Origin of the sequence: Sutterella faecalis, assembly GCF_006337085.1 — a bacterium.
Classification (GTDB): Bacteria; Pseudomonadota; Gammaproteobacteria; order Burkholderiales; family Burkholderiaceae_F; genus Sutterella; species Sutterella faecalis.
Window position 1 is genome coordinate 874,734 of the sequence record NZ_CP040882.1, and the last position, 14,291, is coordinate 889,024.

Annotated in this window: 11 protein-coding genes; 6 read left to right on the forward strand and 5 right to left on the reverse strand. The window is 55.8% G+C overall.

The features are described from left to right. Positions 1-171: 171 nt before the first annotated feature. The 6 genes from FG381_RS03485 (at position 172) to FG381_RS03510 (ending at position 6,497) form a co-directional block, all read left to right on the forward strand. Positions 172-1,704 (forward strand): flavocytochrome c, encoded by a 1,533-nt coding sequence (locus FG381_RS03485; RefSeq protein WP_139687558.1) that lies wholly within the window; start codon positions 172-174, stop codon positions 1,702-1,704. A 106-nt stretch (positions 1,705-1,810) separates the two neighbouring features. Further along, positions 1,811-2,146, forward strand: a complete 336-nt coding sequence (locus FG381_RS03490) for a cytochrome c3 family protein (protein WP_139687559.1) — start codon at positions 1,811-1,813, stop codon at positions 2,144-2,146. Between the two features lie 53 nt (positions 2,147-2,199). After that, positions 2,200-3,354 carry a porin gene (locus FG381_RS03495; protein ID WP_139687560.1) on the forward strand — a complete coding sequence of 385 codons (1,155 nt, stop codon included), beginning with the start codon at positions 2,200-2,202 and terminating at the stop codon, positions 3,352-3,354. A 169-nt stretch (positions 3,355-3,523) separates the two neighbouring features. Further along, positions 3,524-4,234 carry a YczE/YyaS/YitT family protein gene (locus tag FG381_RS03500; protein ID WP_139687561.1) on the forward strand — a complete coding sequence of 237 codons (711 nt, stop codon included), beginning with the start codon at positions 3,524-3,526 and terminating at the stop codon, positions 4,232-4,234. Between the two features lie 312 nt (positions 4,235-4,546). Continuing rightward, positions 4,547-6,298, forward strand: coding sequence for an IS1634 family transposase (locus FG381_RS12730; RefSeq protein WP_226960390.1), 1,752 nt, complete (start codon positions 4,547-4,549; stop codon positions 6,296-6,298). Beyond that, positions 6,285-6,497: a hypothetical protein gene (locus tag FG381_RS03510; RefSeq protein WP_139686989.1), complete on the forward strand. Its 213-nt coding sequence runs from the start codon at positions 6,285-6,287 to the stop codon at positions 6,495-6,497. The genes FG381_RS12730 and FG381_RS03510 overlap by 14 nt, the downstream gene beginning before the upstream one ends. Here FG381_RS03510 and FG381_RS03515 read toward each other — a convergent pair. The 5 genes from FG381_RS03515 to FG381_RS03535 form a co-directional block, all read right to left on the reverse strand. Further along, positions 6,475-7,299, reverse strand: a complete 825-nt coding sequence (locus tag FG381_RS03515; protein ID WP_139687562.1) for a MetQ/NlpA family ABC transporter substrate-binding protein — start codon at positions 7,297-7,299, stop codon at positions 6,475-6,477. The genes FG381_RS03510 and FG381_RS03515 overlap by 23 nt on opposite strands. 243 nt (positions 7,300-7,542) lie before the next feature. After that, positions 7,543-8,487 (reverse strand): nucleoside hydrolase, encoded by a 945-nt coding sequence (locus FG381_RS03520; protein WP_139687563.1) that lies wholly within the window; start codon positions 8,485-8,487, stop codon positions 7,543-7,545. Positions 8,488-8,502: 15 nt separating this feature from the next. Further along, positions 8,503-9,459, reverse strand: coding sequence for a ribokinase (locus FG381_RS03525; RefSeq protein ID WP_139687564.1), 957 nt, complete (start codon positions 9,457-9,459; stop codon positions 8,503-8,505). Between the two features lie 367 nt (positions 9,460-9,826). Beyond that, on the reverse strand, positions 9,827-11,968 hold the full coding sequence (locus FG381_RS12550; protein ID WP_165697823.1) for an autotransporter outer membrane beta-barrel domain-containing protein: 2,142 nt from the start codon (positions 11,966-11,968) through the stop codon (positions 9,827-9,829). A 1,934-nt stretch (positions 11,969-13,902) separates the two neighbouring features. Beyond that, positions 13,903-14,223, reverse strand: a complete 321-nt coding sequence (locus FG381_RS03535) for a helix-turn-helix domain-containing protein (protein WP_139687566.1) — start codon at positions 14,221-14,223, stop codon at positions 13,903-13,905. Positions 14,224-14,291 lie beyond the last annotated feature (68 nt).

The following is a 14,291-nucleotide window of genomic DNA, read 5'->3' on the forward strand; positions in this document are numbered from 1 at the left end:
GCTGGTCTTACCCATAAAGAGCAAGACCAAGGGTTTGCCCTAACAGTTTATACATAAGCATTTAGGTTTATCTGCATCTTACGTCTATTTAATCTTCGTGATGTGCGCAGGATTGAGGCTTCCTCAAGAAGGCCTCAGGCGCAAAGCACCTCAAAAAAGGAGAAAAACAGAATGTCCGCTGATATTTCCCGCCGCAAGCTTTTCGGCGCCGCCACGGCTGCCGCCGTCGGCTCCTTCTCGTTCGTGAAGACCGTTTCCGCCGCGGAAGCGAAGAACATCACCTGGAATGAAACGAAGGAATTCGTGATCGTCGGCACGGGCTTCGCCGGCCTCGCCGCCGCGCTTGAAGCTCGTCAGCTCGGCATGGCCGCCGACCAGATCCTCGTTCTCGACAAGATGCCTGTTCCGGGCGGCAACTCCATCATCAACGGCGGCGCCGTCGCCGCTGCCGGCACCGACATGCAGGAAAAGGCCGGCATCAAGGATTCGGCCGACCTCCTCTACGCCGACATCATCAAGGCGGGCGGCGGCCTCGCCCACCCGGCCCTTGCCCGCCGCATCGCCGACGAATCGGCTGAAAACTTCTACTGGCTCCGCGACAAGATCGGCGTGCAGTTCAAGGCCGTCACCTTCCACGGCGGCCACTCCGTGCACCGCTCGCACGCCGTCACGAACAACTCCGGTTCGGGCTTCATCAACCCGATGCTCGCGAAGCTCAAGGAAGAAGGCGTCACGCCGCGCCTGCGCTGCGTGGTCGACGAGCTCATCGTCAACGACCAGCACTGCGTCCTCGGCGTCAAGGCCCGCACCGGCTACCGCTTCGGCCGCGAAAATTCCGGCAAGACCGTCTACATCCGCGCAACCAAGGGCGTCCTTCTCGCCTCGGGCGGCTTCGCGCAGAACGTTCAGATGCGCACCTCTCACGACCCGCGCCTCACGGCGGATTTCACCTCCACGAACCATCCGGGCGCCACGGGCGAAATGATTCAGGAAGCGCAGGAAATCGGCGCCAACACCATTCAGATGGACTGGATTCAGCTCGGCCCCTGGACCTCGCCCGACGAACAGGGCTTCGGCGTTGCGCCGCTCTTCGTTGAATCCGCCGTCGGCTACGGCCCCATGGTTGATCCGGCGACCGGCAAGCGCTTCATCAAGGAAACGGGCAACCGCAAGGTCCGCGCCGACGCCATCGTCGCCATCGGCCACCCCTGCGTCATCTACACGTCGCTTGAGAACGCGAAGAACGTCATCATCGGCAAGAACATGACGCCCGAGATCTACGAGCGCGCCCGCAAGTCCGGCGTCGTCAAGGAATACCCGACGCTCAAGGCCATGGCCGACGACTTGAAGATCCCGTACGACGAACTGAAGAAGACGAACGACACCTTCAACGGCTACATGGCCGCCAAGAAGGACCCGGACTTCGACTGCATGTTCTTCGACAACAGCAAGCCCAACACCGACGGTCCCTTCCTCGCCGTTCGCCTCTGGCCGCGCGTCCACCACTGCATGGGCGGCCTTGAGATCAACGACAACGCTCAGGTCCTCTCGGTCCGCGGCAAGGTGATCAACGGCCTCTATGCCGCCGGCGAAGTCACGGGCGGCGTCCACGGCATGGTGCGCCTCGGCACCGTTGCCGTTGCCGACTGCATGATCTTCGGCCGCGTCGCCGCCCGTACGGCGATGAAGTTCAAGGGCTGCTGATTGTTCTGAAGCTTCTTTTCTCCTCCTTTCTCTGAAGCGGTGCGTATTTCCCCCTCAGCCGCTTCAGACGAAAGGTTCTGACATTCCCCTCGGAGACCCCATAAAAATGAAACGCCTCGCCCTCTTACTCGCGAGCGCCTGCCTCCTCTTCGGCACGGCCGCCTCCGCCGCCGATTTCGGTGCCGACCGCCATGTCGCACGCGGCCTTGAATGCGCAAGCTGCCACGGCCCGGACATGAAGAATCCGGAAACCCCGGACGAAAACACGTGCCTCAAGTGCCACAACCGCGATCAGATTGCGGAAAAAACCAATTCCCGCCTCAATCCGAATCCGCATAAGGCGCCCCACAACGGCGACTGCACGCTCTGCCATCTGCAGCATGAGCCGGAAGAAAACTACTGCGCTCAGTGCCACAAGTTCGACTTCAAGATGAAGCACTAAGGGCACCCCCCGTCGTTTTCTTCTTCAGCACCTCATTTTTCGGAAACTTAATCATGAAAAAGTCTCTTGCGGCTCTCGCCATCGCCGGGCTTTTTGCCGGCGCCTCCATGAGCGCCTTTGCTGCGGATGCGCAGGTTTACGGCGTCCTTGATACAGGCCTTTCCTTCATCCATGCCGATGCGGATGCCGCCGGCACGGATGCCTCCGACACCTTCAAAATGACGACGGGTCAGGAATTCGGCTCCCGCTGGGGCGTTCGCGGAAGCGAAGACCTCGGAAACGGCATGAAGCTGGGCTTCATCCTCGAATCGGGCTTTGAATCCGACACGGGCAGCATGGAGCAGAACGGCCGTCTCTTCGGCCGCGAAGCCTCGCTCACGCTCTCGGGCGACTTCGGCGCTCTCGCCGTGGGACGCCTTCCGATCTTCGGCAGCGTCCTCGGCGCCAACGGCCTCTTCCGCGCGATCGACCCGCTCTTTGCCAACTACACCCAGGCCTTTGGTTCGGGCGCGGTGACGGCTTCCATGTGGACGCGCGTCGACAACGCGATTTCCTACCGCACCCCGACCTTCTCGGGCTTCACCGGCTACGCGATGTATTCCTTCAAGAACGACTCGAAGACGGATACGACGAGCCGCGAAGGCATGGCGGATTCGGACCGCTATGCGTCCGCCGCCGTGCGCTTCCAGCAGGGTCCGGTTGAAGCGGTGCTCGTCGCCGACACGACGATGTACGGCAACAGCCGCACGGGCACGCGCGCCCATGAGGACGAAGGCGTCACCGTCACCCTCGGCGGCAACTACGCGTTTGATGGCGGCGTGAAGCTCATCGCCTTCGGCCAGTATTTCGAAGACCAGGAACTCAGTGCCGCGCAGCGTGCCGGCGTCGTGTCCGCCGGTCTCAACGCACTAGGAGACGATGCCAAGTACGGCTTCGTCACGGGCTACGGCTTCAATCTCGGCGTCCATGTTCCGCTCATGGGCGGCGTGGCGAAGGCGATGGCCGGTTACCGCGACATGCATAACGAAAAGGACGTCGACTTCAAGCGCACGATGGTCGCGGTGGGCTATGACTACAACCTCTCGAAGCGCACCGCCGTCTACGTGATGGGCGGCTGGTCGCAGGAAAAGGTTGAGCTGAACGCCAGGAAGTCCGAAGCCACCCCCTGGGGCTACGAACTCACGGCCGGCATGGTGCATCGCTTCTAACGGCCTTCCAAGATCTCAATCTTCCGGGAGAAGCTGAGCAGACCTGATCTCCTGCCTGGCGTGCATTTCTCCCGGATTCGCAAGCGTCTTCTCCTTTCTCTCCTTTGGAAGCTTCCCGCAAAGAAGCTTCCATTTTTTTCTTCTCTTTTCTCCTGACGATCATTCAAGAATGCCCTTCAAGCAATCTGCCGTCCGCCGCCGCTTCAGCCACCTGCTCCTTCGCAGCGTCCTGCTTCTCGCAGGCATGTTCCTCGCGTCCCTCGGAATTGCGCTCACGACGCTCGCGGGCCTCGGAACCACTCCCATCAGTACGGTTCCCTATACGGGAGCGGCGATCACCGGTCTCACCTTCGGCACCTGCGTCGTCATTCTCAACTTTGCGTACGTTGCCGGGCAGATTGCGCTTTTGCGCAGGCGCTATTCGCCGATGAATCTCCTTCAGATTCCAATCGGCTTCCTCTTCGGCGCCTTCATCGATCTCTCGATGTTCCTCCTCTCATCACTCACGCCGAACGGCTGGTGGACGGGCGCCCTCATGAGCGTTATCGGAAACGTCATCCTCGCGCTCGGAACCGTGATGCAGATCCGCTCGAAAACGCTCGTTCAGCCGGGTGAAGGCTTCGTCATAGCTGCCGCCGCGCTTGCACGCAAATCCTTCGGCACCATGAAGATCGTGAACGACCTCGCGCTCACGGGGATTGCCGCCATGATGGGACTCGTCTTTCTCGGCGAAATTCATGCAATCCGCGAAGGAACGCTTGCTTCGGCCATTCTGATCGGACTCTTTGCCAAGCTCATTGACCATGGGCTCAACCGTCTCTTCCCGAAGGAAGCAGCGCCTCAGGAAGAACCACGGGAAGTGCCGCTCAAGCGCAAATAACCGGCATCGCGAACCCGAAGAAATCTGACGAAAAAAAAGGAGAAAAGCCGGCGGAACGCAAAATTCCAGCCGGCTTTTCAGCAAAAGATTGACGCTCTTCGACCAAAAAATCAGAACCCGGGGATCACGGAACCTTCAAACTTCTTAAGGATCCACTCCTTGACCTCAACTTCCAGAACCGCATGACTCTCGTTCAAGATCCAACAGGATTTTGATCATTACTACCGAAAAAACTTAAAAAATTTCATTGCGTCGCCGGCGCTTTTCTTGTACACTCGAGAGTAATATATTACTCTCGCAATTTAACTTCGAATGTTCCTGAATTTCACGGTCTCGATACCCAGGCTCAAAGGAAAAATCAGTCGGCAAGGCACTAAGAGCGGAACGTACATCCACTACGTTCTGGAGCGCAGCTACGACCCGAAAAAGAAGCACACGGTGCCCAAGCGTGTGCTAATCGGAAAATGCGTTGGTGAAACCGAGACCATGGTTCCGAATGAAAATTTCCTGGTCTTTTTCCCTGATGCCGTTCTCCCAGAAGTCCGGGAGAGCGCCAGGCGCTGCAGCACGCTTATGGCCGGCAGCTACATCGTCATAGCAAACATCGTGCAGACGTACGGCCTCGGCAAAATGCTCCAGAAGCATTTCCTTGATCGAGCTGGGCTGGTGCTGGATCTGGCCGCCTACATGATCATTGAGGAAAGGAATCAAGGGCAGTACTACCCGGACTACGCATATCGACATCCGCTCTTCTCGAAAGACATGCGGATTGCGAGCGACGCCGCCATCTCCAGCTTCCTCGCCAACGTCAGCCCGGACCAAATTTCAGGCTTTCTGAACGACTGGAACGCAAAGCGCGATCATCGCTCACGGATCTACATTTCCTATGATTCAACTAATAAGAACTGCCAGGCGGGAGATGTTGATTTTGTTGAATTCGGCAAGGCCAAAGTCGATCAGGGATGCCCGATTTTTAATCTTGCCGTCGCCTACGACAAAACCAATCAGGTGCCGTTGTTCTATGAATGCTACCCTGGCTCCATTAATGACGTCAGTCAGTTCAAATTCCTTGTAGACAAGGCAATTGCGTACAACTACAAGCGTATTGGCTTCATCATCGACCGAGGTTATTTCTGCAAGATCAACATCGACTACATGGATGCGAATAACTTTGAGTTCATCATGATGGTTAAGGGCTGCAAGGCACTTGTGGCCGAATTGGTCGACAGGCTCCACGGCACTTTCGAAAATCGCGTCGACGCCTCCCTGCGCGAGCATTGCATCAGCGGCACAACGGAAAAAATGAAGATTTTTCCGGAAGACTCACGGGAGCGCTACTTTCATGTCTTCTTTAACCCCATGAAGATGGCGACGGAGCGGCGCGATATAGAAAACGCGCTGACGCAGATGCAGAAGAACTTCGACCAGTGGGTCGGCCGTGAAGTGGAGTTCGGATCCCCGCATACAGATTACTTCCAGTGTCACTACGACGAAAAAGGCCGCTTCCTTTTTGCCGAAGAGAAGAAGAGCATCATCGAGCATGCTTATTCGAGATGCGGATATTTCTGCATCATTACCTCCGAGAAAATGAGCGCCAGAGACGCTTATCTGCAGTACCGAGGCCGCGACGCCTCAGAGAAGCTCTTCAGCGCAGACAAATCATTCCTGGGCAGCAAGAGCATGCGGGTACACTCCGCAGAAGCCGTAAGAGCCAAGATTTTTATTGAATTTATTGCTCTCATTATTCGACAGAGGCTCTACAACCTCCTGAAGGATGAGATGCTCCGCCTGCCGACAAAGAGGAACTACATGACGGTTCCTGCGGCGATCCGGGAACTGGAGAAAATCGAGCTGGTGAGAATCAATGACGGCAGATATCAGCTTGACCACGCAATCACGAGGACGCAGGAAATCATCCTGAAATCCTTTGGCATGACGAAGGACAAGGTTATGTCGCAGGCCGCCGCCATCTCTGCCGCGCTTGCCGGAAAGAAAGACAGCATGGAGGACGTCGAGGATCTGGAACCGATTGGCGAGGAGGAGAATGAAGATGCCGAAGCGTAAGTCGCTGGCTTCGATTGAGAAGCAGATCAAACTGACTCAGCAGCGGTTGCTGAAGGTCAAAACACGTTACGAGAAGCTCGGGGTAAAGCTCATCGAACTCAACAAGGAAAAGACGCTGCGGCAGGCCGAAGTGATTGCGGAAGCCATGGCTCGAAGCGGTAAGACCATGGAGGAACTCATGACCTTTTTAAGCCGCTGACTGACCGTCCGAAGTCGCGAGAGTAATAAACGGCTGGAAGTTCAGGCTTGACGCGAGGGTCCTGATAAGCCTTCACGAAGGTCTTGACCCAGGGCTCATTGAGGTTCTTTTCCGTGACGACAATATTGCAGACGTAGGGACCGTTCGCGCCCTCAACGAGAAGGCCGTCCCTGCTCGGGTTGAGTCCTGCCACGGCAGCATAGTTGCCGTTCACGCAGGCGATCGTGAGGTCATTCAAGGAAAGCGGCAGCTGCGCGGCCTCAAGCTCCACGACCTTCAGGTTCTTCGGGTTCTCGACGATGTCGAATTTCGAGGGCAGAAGCCCCGACCCTTCGCGGAGCTTGATGAGGCCGCCCGCGGCGAGAAGGAGGAGCCCCCGCCCGCCCATCGCCGGATCATTCGGGATGCCGACCGTCGCGTCCTGCGGGAGGTCCTTGAGCGACTTGATTTTCTTCGAGTACACCGCCATCGGGAGCGTGAAGGCGGGCGCCGCGATTCTCAAGCTGTACCCGCGGGTTTCGTTCTCGTGATCAAGGAAGGGCTTCGTACAGTAAATATTGGCGTCAATATCCCCGGCGTCGAGCGCAGCGTTGGGCTGAATGTAGTCCTGGAACTCATAAATTTTGACGTTGAGGCCCAACTCCTTCGCGATCGGAACGACGTATTCCAGAATCTGAGCCGAAGGGCCGGCAGTGACGCCGACGCGCACCGTCTTTTCCGCGGCGAATGCGGATGAAGCTCCCAGGAAAGGAGCCGATGCGGCAGCAGCCGCGGCAGCGAAAATCAATTTACGGCGTTGCATTTTGCTTTTTCCCTCTCTTTGCGGATCGCTTCCGAGCGGCGACCCGATTCATTTCAAGGAAAAGTGTATCGAGCTTCTTTCTCGTGAAATCAAGAACCTCAATAATGCTTGCGGTATTACGCCGCATTCTGAGCATTTCTCCGCGCCAAATGATTTTTTCCGGATGTCCAAAAGAAAGCTGCCGGTCTCCATCCATGAGAAACCGGCAGCCTCAGATTCTTAAGAATCCCTTTTGAACTTCAATCAGCCGATACGCTCGACCGACTTCGCCATCAGATCCCAGAAGCGGTCCTTGTCGAGCTTCAGCGCAGCGAACGTATGGCAGCCTTCGGGCGCCGGACGCCTGAGGTCCGCGACCGTCATGCCGGACGTGAGTTCGCCCCGGATTTCCACATTGATGACCGTGGGACGCACCTCCATGAGGGTCGGGTCGATCACATAGGCAACGGCGCAGGGATCATGAAGGGGCGGCGCATCAAAGCCCCGCCAGGCCTTGTAGTTCTTCGCAAACGCTTCGAGGACCTGCCAGAGAAAGTGAGCGGGCTTCGTGCCGATCGCCTGAATGCGGTCGCGCACGGGCTTCTCAGCCCTTGCCTGATACGTGAGGTCGAGCCCCACCATCGTCACCTTCCAGGGTTCATTGAAGACGATGTGAGCGGCTTCCGGATCATTTTCAATATTGAATTCCGCGCAGGGGCTGACATTCCCTTCCTTGCAGGCGCCGCCCATGAGGACGACTTCCTTCACGCGTGAGACAATCCGCGGCTCAAGCCTTGCGGCCAGCGCAATGTTGGTGAGCGGCCCCGTCGGAACGAGCGTCACCGTGCCCGCGGGTTCGCGCATGATGGTGTCGACAATGAGCTGAGCCGCAGGACGGGGATCGAGCGGAATGTCGGCTTCGGGCATGTCCGCACCATCCAGGCCCGATTCGCCGTGAATTTCTGCGCAGACCTCAACGGCCGGCCGAATGATCGGGCGCTTCGCGCCCATGGCGATCGGAATGTCGGAGAGGCCCGCGAGGCGCGCGATGCGAAGCGCGTTCGAAGTGACCTTTTCGATCGTCTGGTTTCCCGCGACCGTCGTGAGCGCAATGATCTTCACTTCGGGCGATCCGGCGGCAAGGAGAATCGCCGCCGCGTCGTCGTACCCCGGATCGCAGTCGAGAATGATCTTTCTCGGTTCCGTCATCGTACTTTCCTTCGATTAGTCCGTATCGCGCATTGCTTCGTCAACTTCCTTCCAGAAGGGAATGGACTCGGCCGCGCCCGGGCGCGTCACCGAAATCGCCGCCGCCATGGCAGCAAAGCGCAGCCCCTCGAGAAGAACCGCATGCGCTTCATCCGCGCTCGTCTTCTCCCAGGCGTCCATGAGCGCACGGACGGCAAACCCCGTGAACGTGTCGCCCGCACCCGTCGTATCGGCCGGATGCACCGGATAGGCCTTGATGAAATCGGGCTCGAACCCGGGCATGCGGCAGACGACGCCCTGGCTTCCGAGCGTGACGAGAATCACGGTCTCGGGATAGCGGCGGCCGAGTTCAGCGACGATGTCCATTGCCTCTTCCGGAGTCTTTTCCTTCTTTTCGAGTCCGAGAAGGCCTTCGGCTTCCGTTTCGTTGGCAATCAGCGCGGAAATGCGGTTGAGCGGAAGGAGCGGCGCCTGAGAATCAAAGGGCGAAGGGTTGAAGATGACGCGCATGCCCTTTTCGAGCGCATGCTCGATCGAATAGCGCACCGCACTCGTTTCGTTCTGCACGAGAAGCGCGTCGCCCTTGCCGAAGTCGTCCATCGCGGACTTCACAAATTCGGGCGTCAGACGAACATTGGTGCCCGGGTAGTAAAGAATGGCGTTTTCGCCGCCTTCAGGCACCACCTGAATAAAGGTGTGGCCCGAGGATTCATTGGGGTCGACCGCAACGCGCGAGACGCCGACGCCCTCGTGCTCAAGAAAGACCTTGAGGAACGTGCCGTCCTGACCGACGATGCCGGCGTGGCTCGTTCTCAGCCCGGCGCGGGCAAGCGCCACGCTCTGATTGAGGCCCTTGCCGCCGATATGAATCGCGCGCCGGTAGGCGGCAAGCGTTTCTCCGCCCCGCAGGAAGTGCGGGACCTGGTAGACGTAGTCGATGTTGAGGGAACCGATATTGAGAACGCGGGGCATAGCAGTCACCAGTAACAACAAGGCGCTTCGGGAAGAGAGGCCGGGTGCTCATCCGCAAAATGCTCAGACTGAGCGTCGGAGAGATCAGAGGGGCCGGGAACTCTCAAAGGCCTTCAATAGAAATAAGAGTCAAGAGTGTGATTATGCGTAATATCGGCGCGATCCTGTCAAGCATTTTCGTAAGTACTCAGGGAAAGATTGAGGAAATGAGCGCATAACGCGCCTGAAAAGCAGGATGCCTAGAGTTGGTTTGCTGTTCTTCTCCCCAGGCGCATGACGGAAGCAAAGAAGTCTGCCAATCCCCAATACGCATATCCCCGCCCTTCCCTGACGGGCCGGGCGGGGATTCTTCAGTGGCTACAGCAAATTAGAAGGCGTAGCGGACATTCGCATTGAATGCATTGTTCGTGCGATCATCGCCGCCCCTCGTGAGGCGGTAATTGAGGCCGAACGTGAATGCACCCGTCTGCGCTTCGAGGCCGATCGTGCCCTGAACCGGATTCGAATCCACAACGCGGGTCGTTGCCGTAATGCCTCCCAAGTACTCAGCGGATGCATCCTTGTCGCCGAAAGTCGGAACGAGCGACAGGTCGAACACCGGAGCGAGCTTCCAGCCGTTCATTTCGAAGGCCGAGGAAACTGAAACGCCGAGCGGGAGCTGATAGACGGTCATGTCGTCGTAGTCAGCGCCGTACTTCGAGTCATCCATCGAGAGACGCGTCATGCGGATGCCGGCATGCGGCACGACATTGACGGGACCCGCCTCCAGGAGGAACTCGGCCCCGGCGCCAACCGTCCAGAGATCAGCGTCGAGCGATTCCTTGAAGGAACCGAGAACGCCGGTCGTCGAAAGATCGTTCGATGCTCGGCTGTACCCAAGGTCTCCCTTGATGTTGAACGCACCGAACTGCTGCGCCGCATAGACCGAGAAGCCGTAGTAGTCGGCATCGTTGTCTACTCTCGCGCCGGAGCCCACCGAGTTGCCGTCCGCCTTCCCGGCATTGAAGGCAACGCCCACTACGCCGCCCGCGAGGGAGGTGTAGTCGAATCCGAGAACCGCACCATAGAGATCGGCTTCATAACCCTCGCCGTCGCCGAAGAGCGTCTTCGCCTTATTCCTCGAGCCGAAAACATCAACCCAGGGCGTGAAGCCCTGCGTCCTCGACGCATTCAGATTCGCGAGGGACGCGCGACGATCGAGCGCACCGACCACTTCATTCTGGTAGTCAAGCGCGGAACTAAAGGCGCCGCCTTCGACCGCCATGTTGGTGGCAGCGTGTTCGGCATCAACGATTTTCTCGAAAAGGGGAGCAAAGAATGCCTTTCTTTCATTCTCGAGCTGTTCAGCAGTCCAGCCGGCTCCATTTTCCGCCTGATACTTGGTCCAGGCCTCCTTGGCAGCCTTCAGCTCCGCATTCTGAGCTTCATCGCCGAAAACGTCGAAGATGAAGAAATCAGCCAGGGCATTTCCGAACTGAACCTGGTCGAGCTCACGATCGATGACGCCCTGAGAGTGAATGTTGAGCGCCTTCAACTCGGCGTCAGCCTTTTGATCCTTCACGAAGTAAATCTTCCCGTCCGAAGCAACCGTATTGGAAACGCTCGTCGAACCGGAAGCCTTCTGCGATCCATCCTGATAGAGGCGCGTGCCGAGAAGAACCACACCGGAGGAACTCCCGGCTGCAGCGGCTGAAGCCGAAAGGTCTACACCTGCATTGAGATAGTAAAGACCTTTCGCTTCATCATAAACGCGGCTGTCGGCGGAAATATTCTTCAGATTGGCAAGCACGACTCTCTCGACCGTCGGGCGAATCAGCGTGAGGTTATCCGCTCTATTCACGACAGCCTTGTCGGCCGCGCCCTTGTAAGCGGACTGAGCGAGCGTCTGAAGGTCAATGACCGCAGTATTGACGCCGGTCGCATTCTGCTTGTCGGTCAAGGCTGCGCCGAAAGAGATGTTGTCTTTGAGCGTTACCGCCTGACCAATCCACAGCGTATTGTCAAGGCGGTGCGACTGCTGATATTGAAGGGCATTCGCTTCATAAGCCTGGCCCAGCACCAGCAGACCGCCCAGAACTTCCCCGCTCTCGAGCTTGCGGGAATTAATGACGGCATAGCCGGTCGACACCTGAGTACCCTGACCGGCAGCTGGATCCTTCGGATCCGGCGTGGTGCCGTCAAGCACCGCAATGCCGCCGGCAATCACGGTATTCACATTTGCATTGGCACTCGTGCGGACGATATTCTTGCCGGCAAAACGGCCTTCGATCGTGAGATCGGCCGAATCTGCCGTACCCGCAAGCGTGAGGTCTTCAGCAAAGGCGAAGTCGCCGTTCTTCGAAATCTTCACGGACTTCTTTGCGGTGATCTTGCCGTCAACAACGGCCTTATCCGTGGTCGCCGCCAGCTCATCGCCGAAAGTCGTGTCGACATCGAGCGTAACGGGCATGACCTGCTGAGTGCCATCAGAACCCGTCACCTTGGGCAGATAGAAAACCTTTCCATCCATATCACCGCGCAAGGTGAGCGGCGAAGAGCCTGTAAAGGTCAATCCATTAAATTGCGTTTCTTTATCATTAATTTCCAGGGAACCAAATGTTATGCCGTAGCCTTTAGATAAAGTAAATACGTGATCAGCACTCTTTGATTCTGAAACAATCGCAGATTTACCTGCATACCCGATAGCTACAGCATCCCCAATAGTTGCCTTGCCATTGGAGGTTGTCGCATTTACAAGCAAGGCATTCTCTAATTCAATAAATGCTGAATTATCTGCAGTGGGACTCTTTGTTTTTGACTGCAGCGCTCTCCACTGATCCAGCGTATAGTCGAACGCAGCATCTGTTAAGCGTAAAAAAAGGTCTCCAACCCTACCAGTGGTATTTGAGATTCCTTCCTTGAAATTACCAATCGATTCGATGCCGGATTTTGAAGGGTCCTTGACGAAGAGCTGATCTGACGTTGTTCTTACGGTGCCTTTAGCAAGGTGGACCTGACCTCCGTCACCCGCACCTGAGCTTGTTTCCCTAGCGATATAAGAAATCGACCCAAGCTCGACATAGGCTGAAGAGGATGCATTGTCGCCAAGAGTAAGGGTACCGCTCTTCCCGACAACGGCATTCTTAATCTTCGATTGACCGCCGAACCTGACCTGAGAACCGCTCAATGCATTGACCGTGTTGATTTCTGCACTGCCATTCATATTTACGGTACCGTTCGCATTCAATTCCTGAGCTTTAAGCTGTCCGGCAGGAGAACTTCCGACTGCAGCATTAATGTCAAGCGTTCGACCCGTATTCACATCGAGCTTCGTCGTTGCTTCCAGAAGCCCGCCATTCGCTACTGTAACAATTGCATTAGCCGCATTAATGTCTGCCGAGATGTTCTTGTTTTCGGTAAAGCTAAAAACTTTCGAGTAACCATTCATCTCTTCCGCTGTAGCCTTGTCCTTCGCCAAAAGAATGGCATCAGCGACAACGTTGGCACTGTCAATGGTCGTTTTACTGCCAAAGACAGTTTGAGCGCCCGATGCTTCTGGACCTAAATCGGATTGAACTTTAATCTCCTTGCCTGCATCGGTCTTAGCATTTAATTCCAAACGGCCGCCTTTATTTTGGACGACAACATTTGCAAGGATAAGATCTCCATGGGAATCGATATGCGCATTGCCATTTTCCGCCACATCCAAAGTAACGGTATGCGCCTCAGCACCTACGGATCCTTTGCTGCCGAGCGTGAACGCCTCTTTGGTGCTTTCGATCCCCCCCGACATCGCAGTCACAGCGGAACTGACTACCGACGAAAATGAAACCACGATATCGCCTGAGGTTCCCAAGGAAGTCTGATTGGTGTTGAACTGACTAATCACACCATTCCGGGAAATTAATTGGATTGTGCCTGTCCCATCAACTCCGTAATTAGCGGAAACGCTATCGATAACGACTGTGCCCTTATCCAGGTTGAAATTCGACCCTTGTGCCAGCGAGGTTTCACCGTTAACCCAAGCCGCGAGAGCGCTACCCGCCTCATAGGTAACTTTACTCTGATCGTCAGCTTTAAAAGTTAAATTACTATTTGTCCCCGAAACAGTGAACGTTGTATTGGAAATATACAAAGGACCGGTGTGTTCATGAGTAGCAGCCTCTGTGCCGGCAGCCGCCAACGCACTCAGTACCGCGACAAAAACTGTTTTGAAAACCTTTCCCTGACGAGCAGAAGCCTTCTCGCTCGTAACTACAACGCCTCTCGAAAGAGAACGAGCTACTTTATAAGTTTTATTCATTTGAATAAACTCCTAGATGAAAAATTGCGACAATAAAGTTAAATAACATTTTTCATTTAAACTTAAAATCGCAAAAAAATGGAAAACAGATATAAATACCTAGAAAATACAACCGCGCAGAAATAACTAAAGAATATCCTCCACAACCAATTCAATCCAGATCATTCCTGAAATATTTCTGATTTAGGAATCACCTGAATAACAAGCCTCATTTCTTCGCAAACCCTCATAATGAGGTCGAGGCTTGGATTACCTCCAACTTGCAAGGCCCGATATAAATGACTCCGATTAAGGCCCGTCTTCATGGCAAAACGAGACATGCCTCTTCCTTTCGTCAACTCCCCAAGAAGTTCAATTGCACGATCAAGCGCACCAATTTTTAATGCGACGTTGATGTGATTTAAAAGCGCTTCTTCTGATGGAATCAGCGGAGCATCAAGCGGCATAAATGCAGCATTTTGGTTTTCAAGATTGCGCGCCATAGAAGTCATCGAATCAATCTCAAACCGTAGAAAATCACCTGCGTTAATCCATCCCGACAGGAATAAAT

Coding starts and splice junctions, on each gene's coding strand:
- FG381_RS03485 (WP_139687558.1), top strand. CDS start 172: ATGTCCGCTGATATTTCCCGCCGCAAGCTTTTCGGCGCCGCCACGGCT.
- FG381_RS03495 (WP_139687560.1), top strand. CDS start 2,200: ATGAAAAAGTCTCTTGCGGCTCTCGCCATCGCCGGGCTTTTTGCCGGC.
- FG381_RS03515 (WP_139687562.1), bottom strand. CDS start 7,299: ATGCAACGCCGTAAATTGATTTTCGCTGCCGCGGCTGCTGCCGCATCG.
- FG381_RS12550 (WP_165697823.1), bottom strand. CDS start 11,968: ATGGATGGAAAGGTTTTCTATCTGCCCAAGGTGACGGGTTCTGATGGC.
- FG381_RS03510 (WP_139686989.1), top strand. CDS start 6,285: ATGCCGAAGCGTAAGTCGCTGGCTTCGATTGAGAAGCAGATCAAACTG.
- FG381_RS03500 (WP_139687561.1), top strand. CDS start 3,524: ATGCCCTTCAAGCAATCTGCCGTCCGCCGCCGCTTCAGCCACCTGCTC.
- FG381_RS03525 (WP_139687564.1), bottom strand. CDS start 9,459: ATGCCCCGCGTTCTCAATATCGGTTCCCTCAACATCGACTACGTCTAC.
- FG381_RS03535 (WP_139687566.1), bottom strand. CDS start 14,223: ATGGCGCGCAATCTTGAAAACCAAAATGCTGCATTTATGCCGCTTGAT.
- FG381_RS12730 (WP_226960390.1), top strand. CDS start 4,547: ATGTTCCTGAATTTCACGGTCTCGATACCCAGGCTCAAAGGAAAAATC.
- FG381_RS03490 (WP_139687559.1), top strand. CDS start 1,811: ATGAAACGCCTCGCCCTCTTACTCGCGAGCGCCTGCCTCCTCTTCGGC.
- FG381_RS03520 (WP_139687563.1), bottom strand. CDS start 8,487: ATGACGGAACCGAGAAAGATCATTCTCGACTGCGATCCGGGGTACGAC.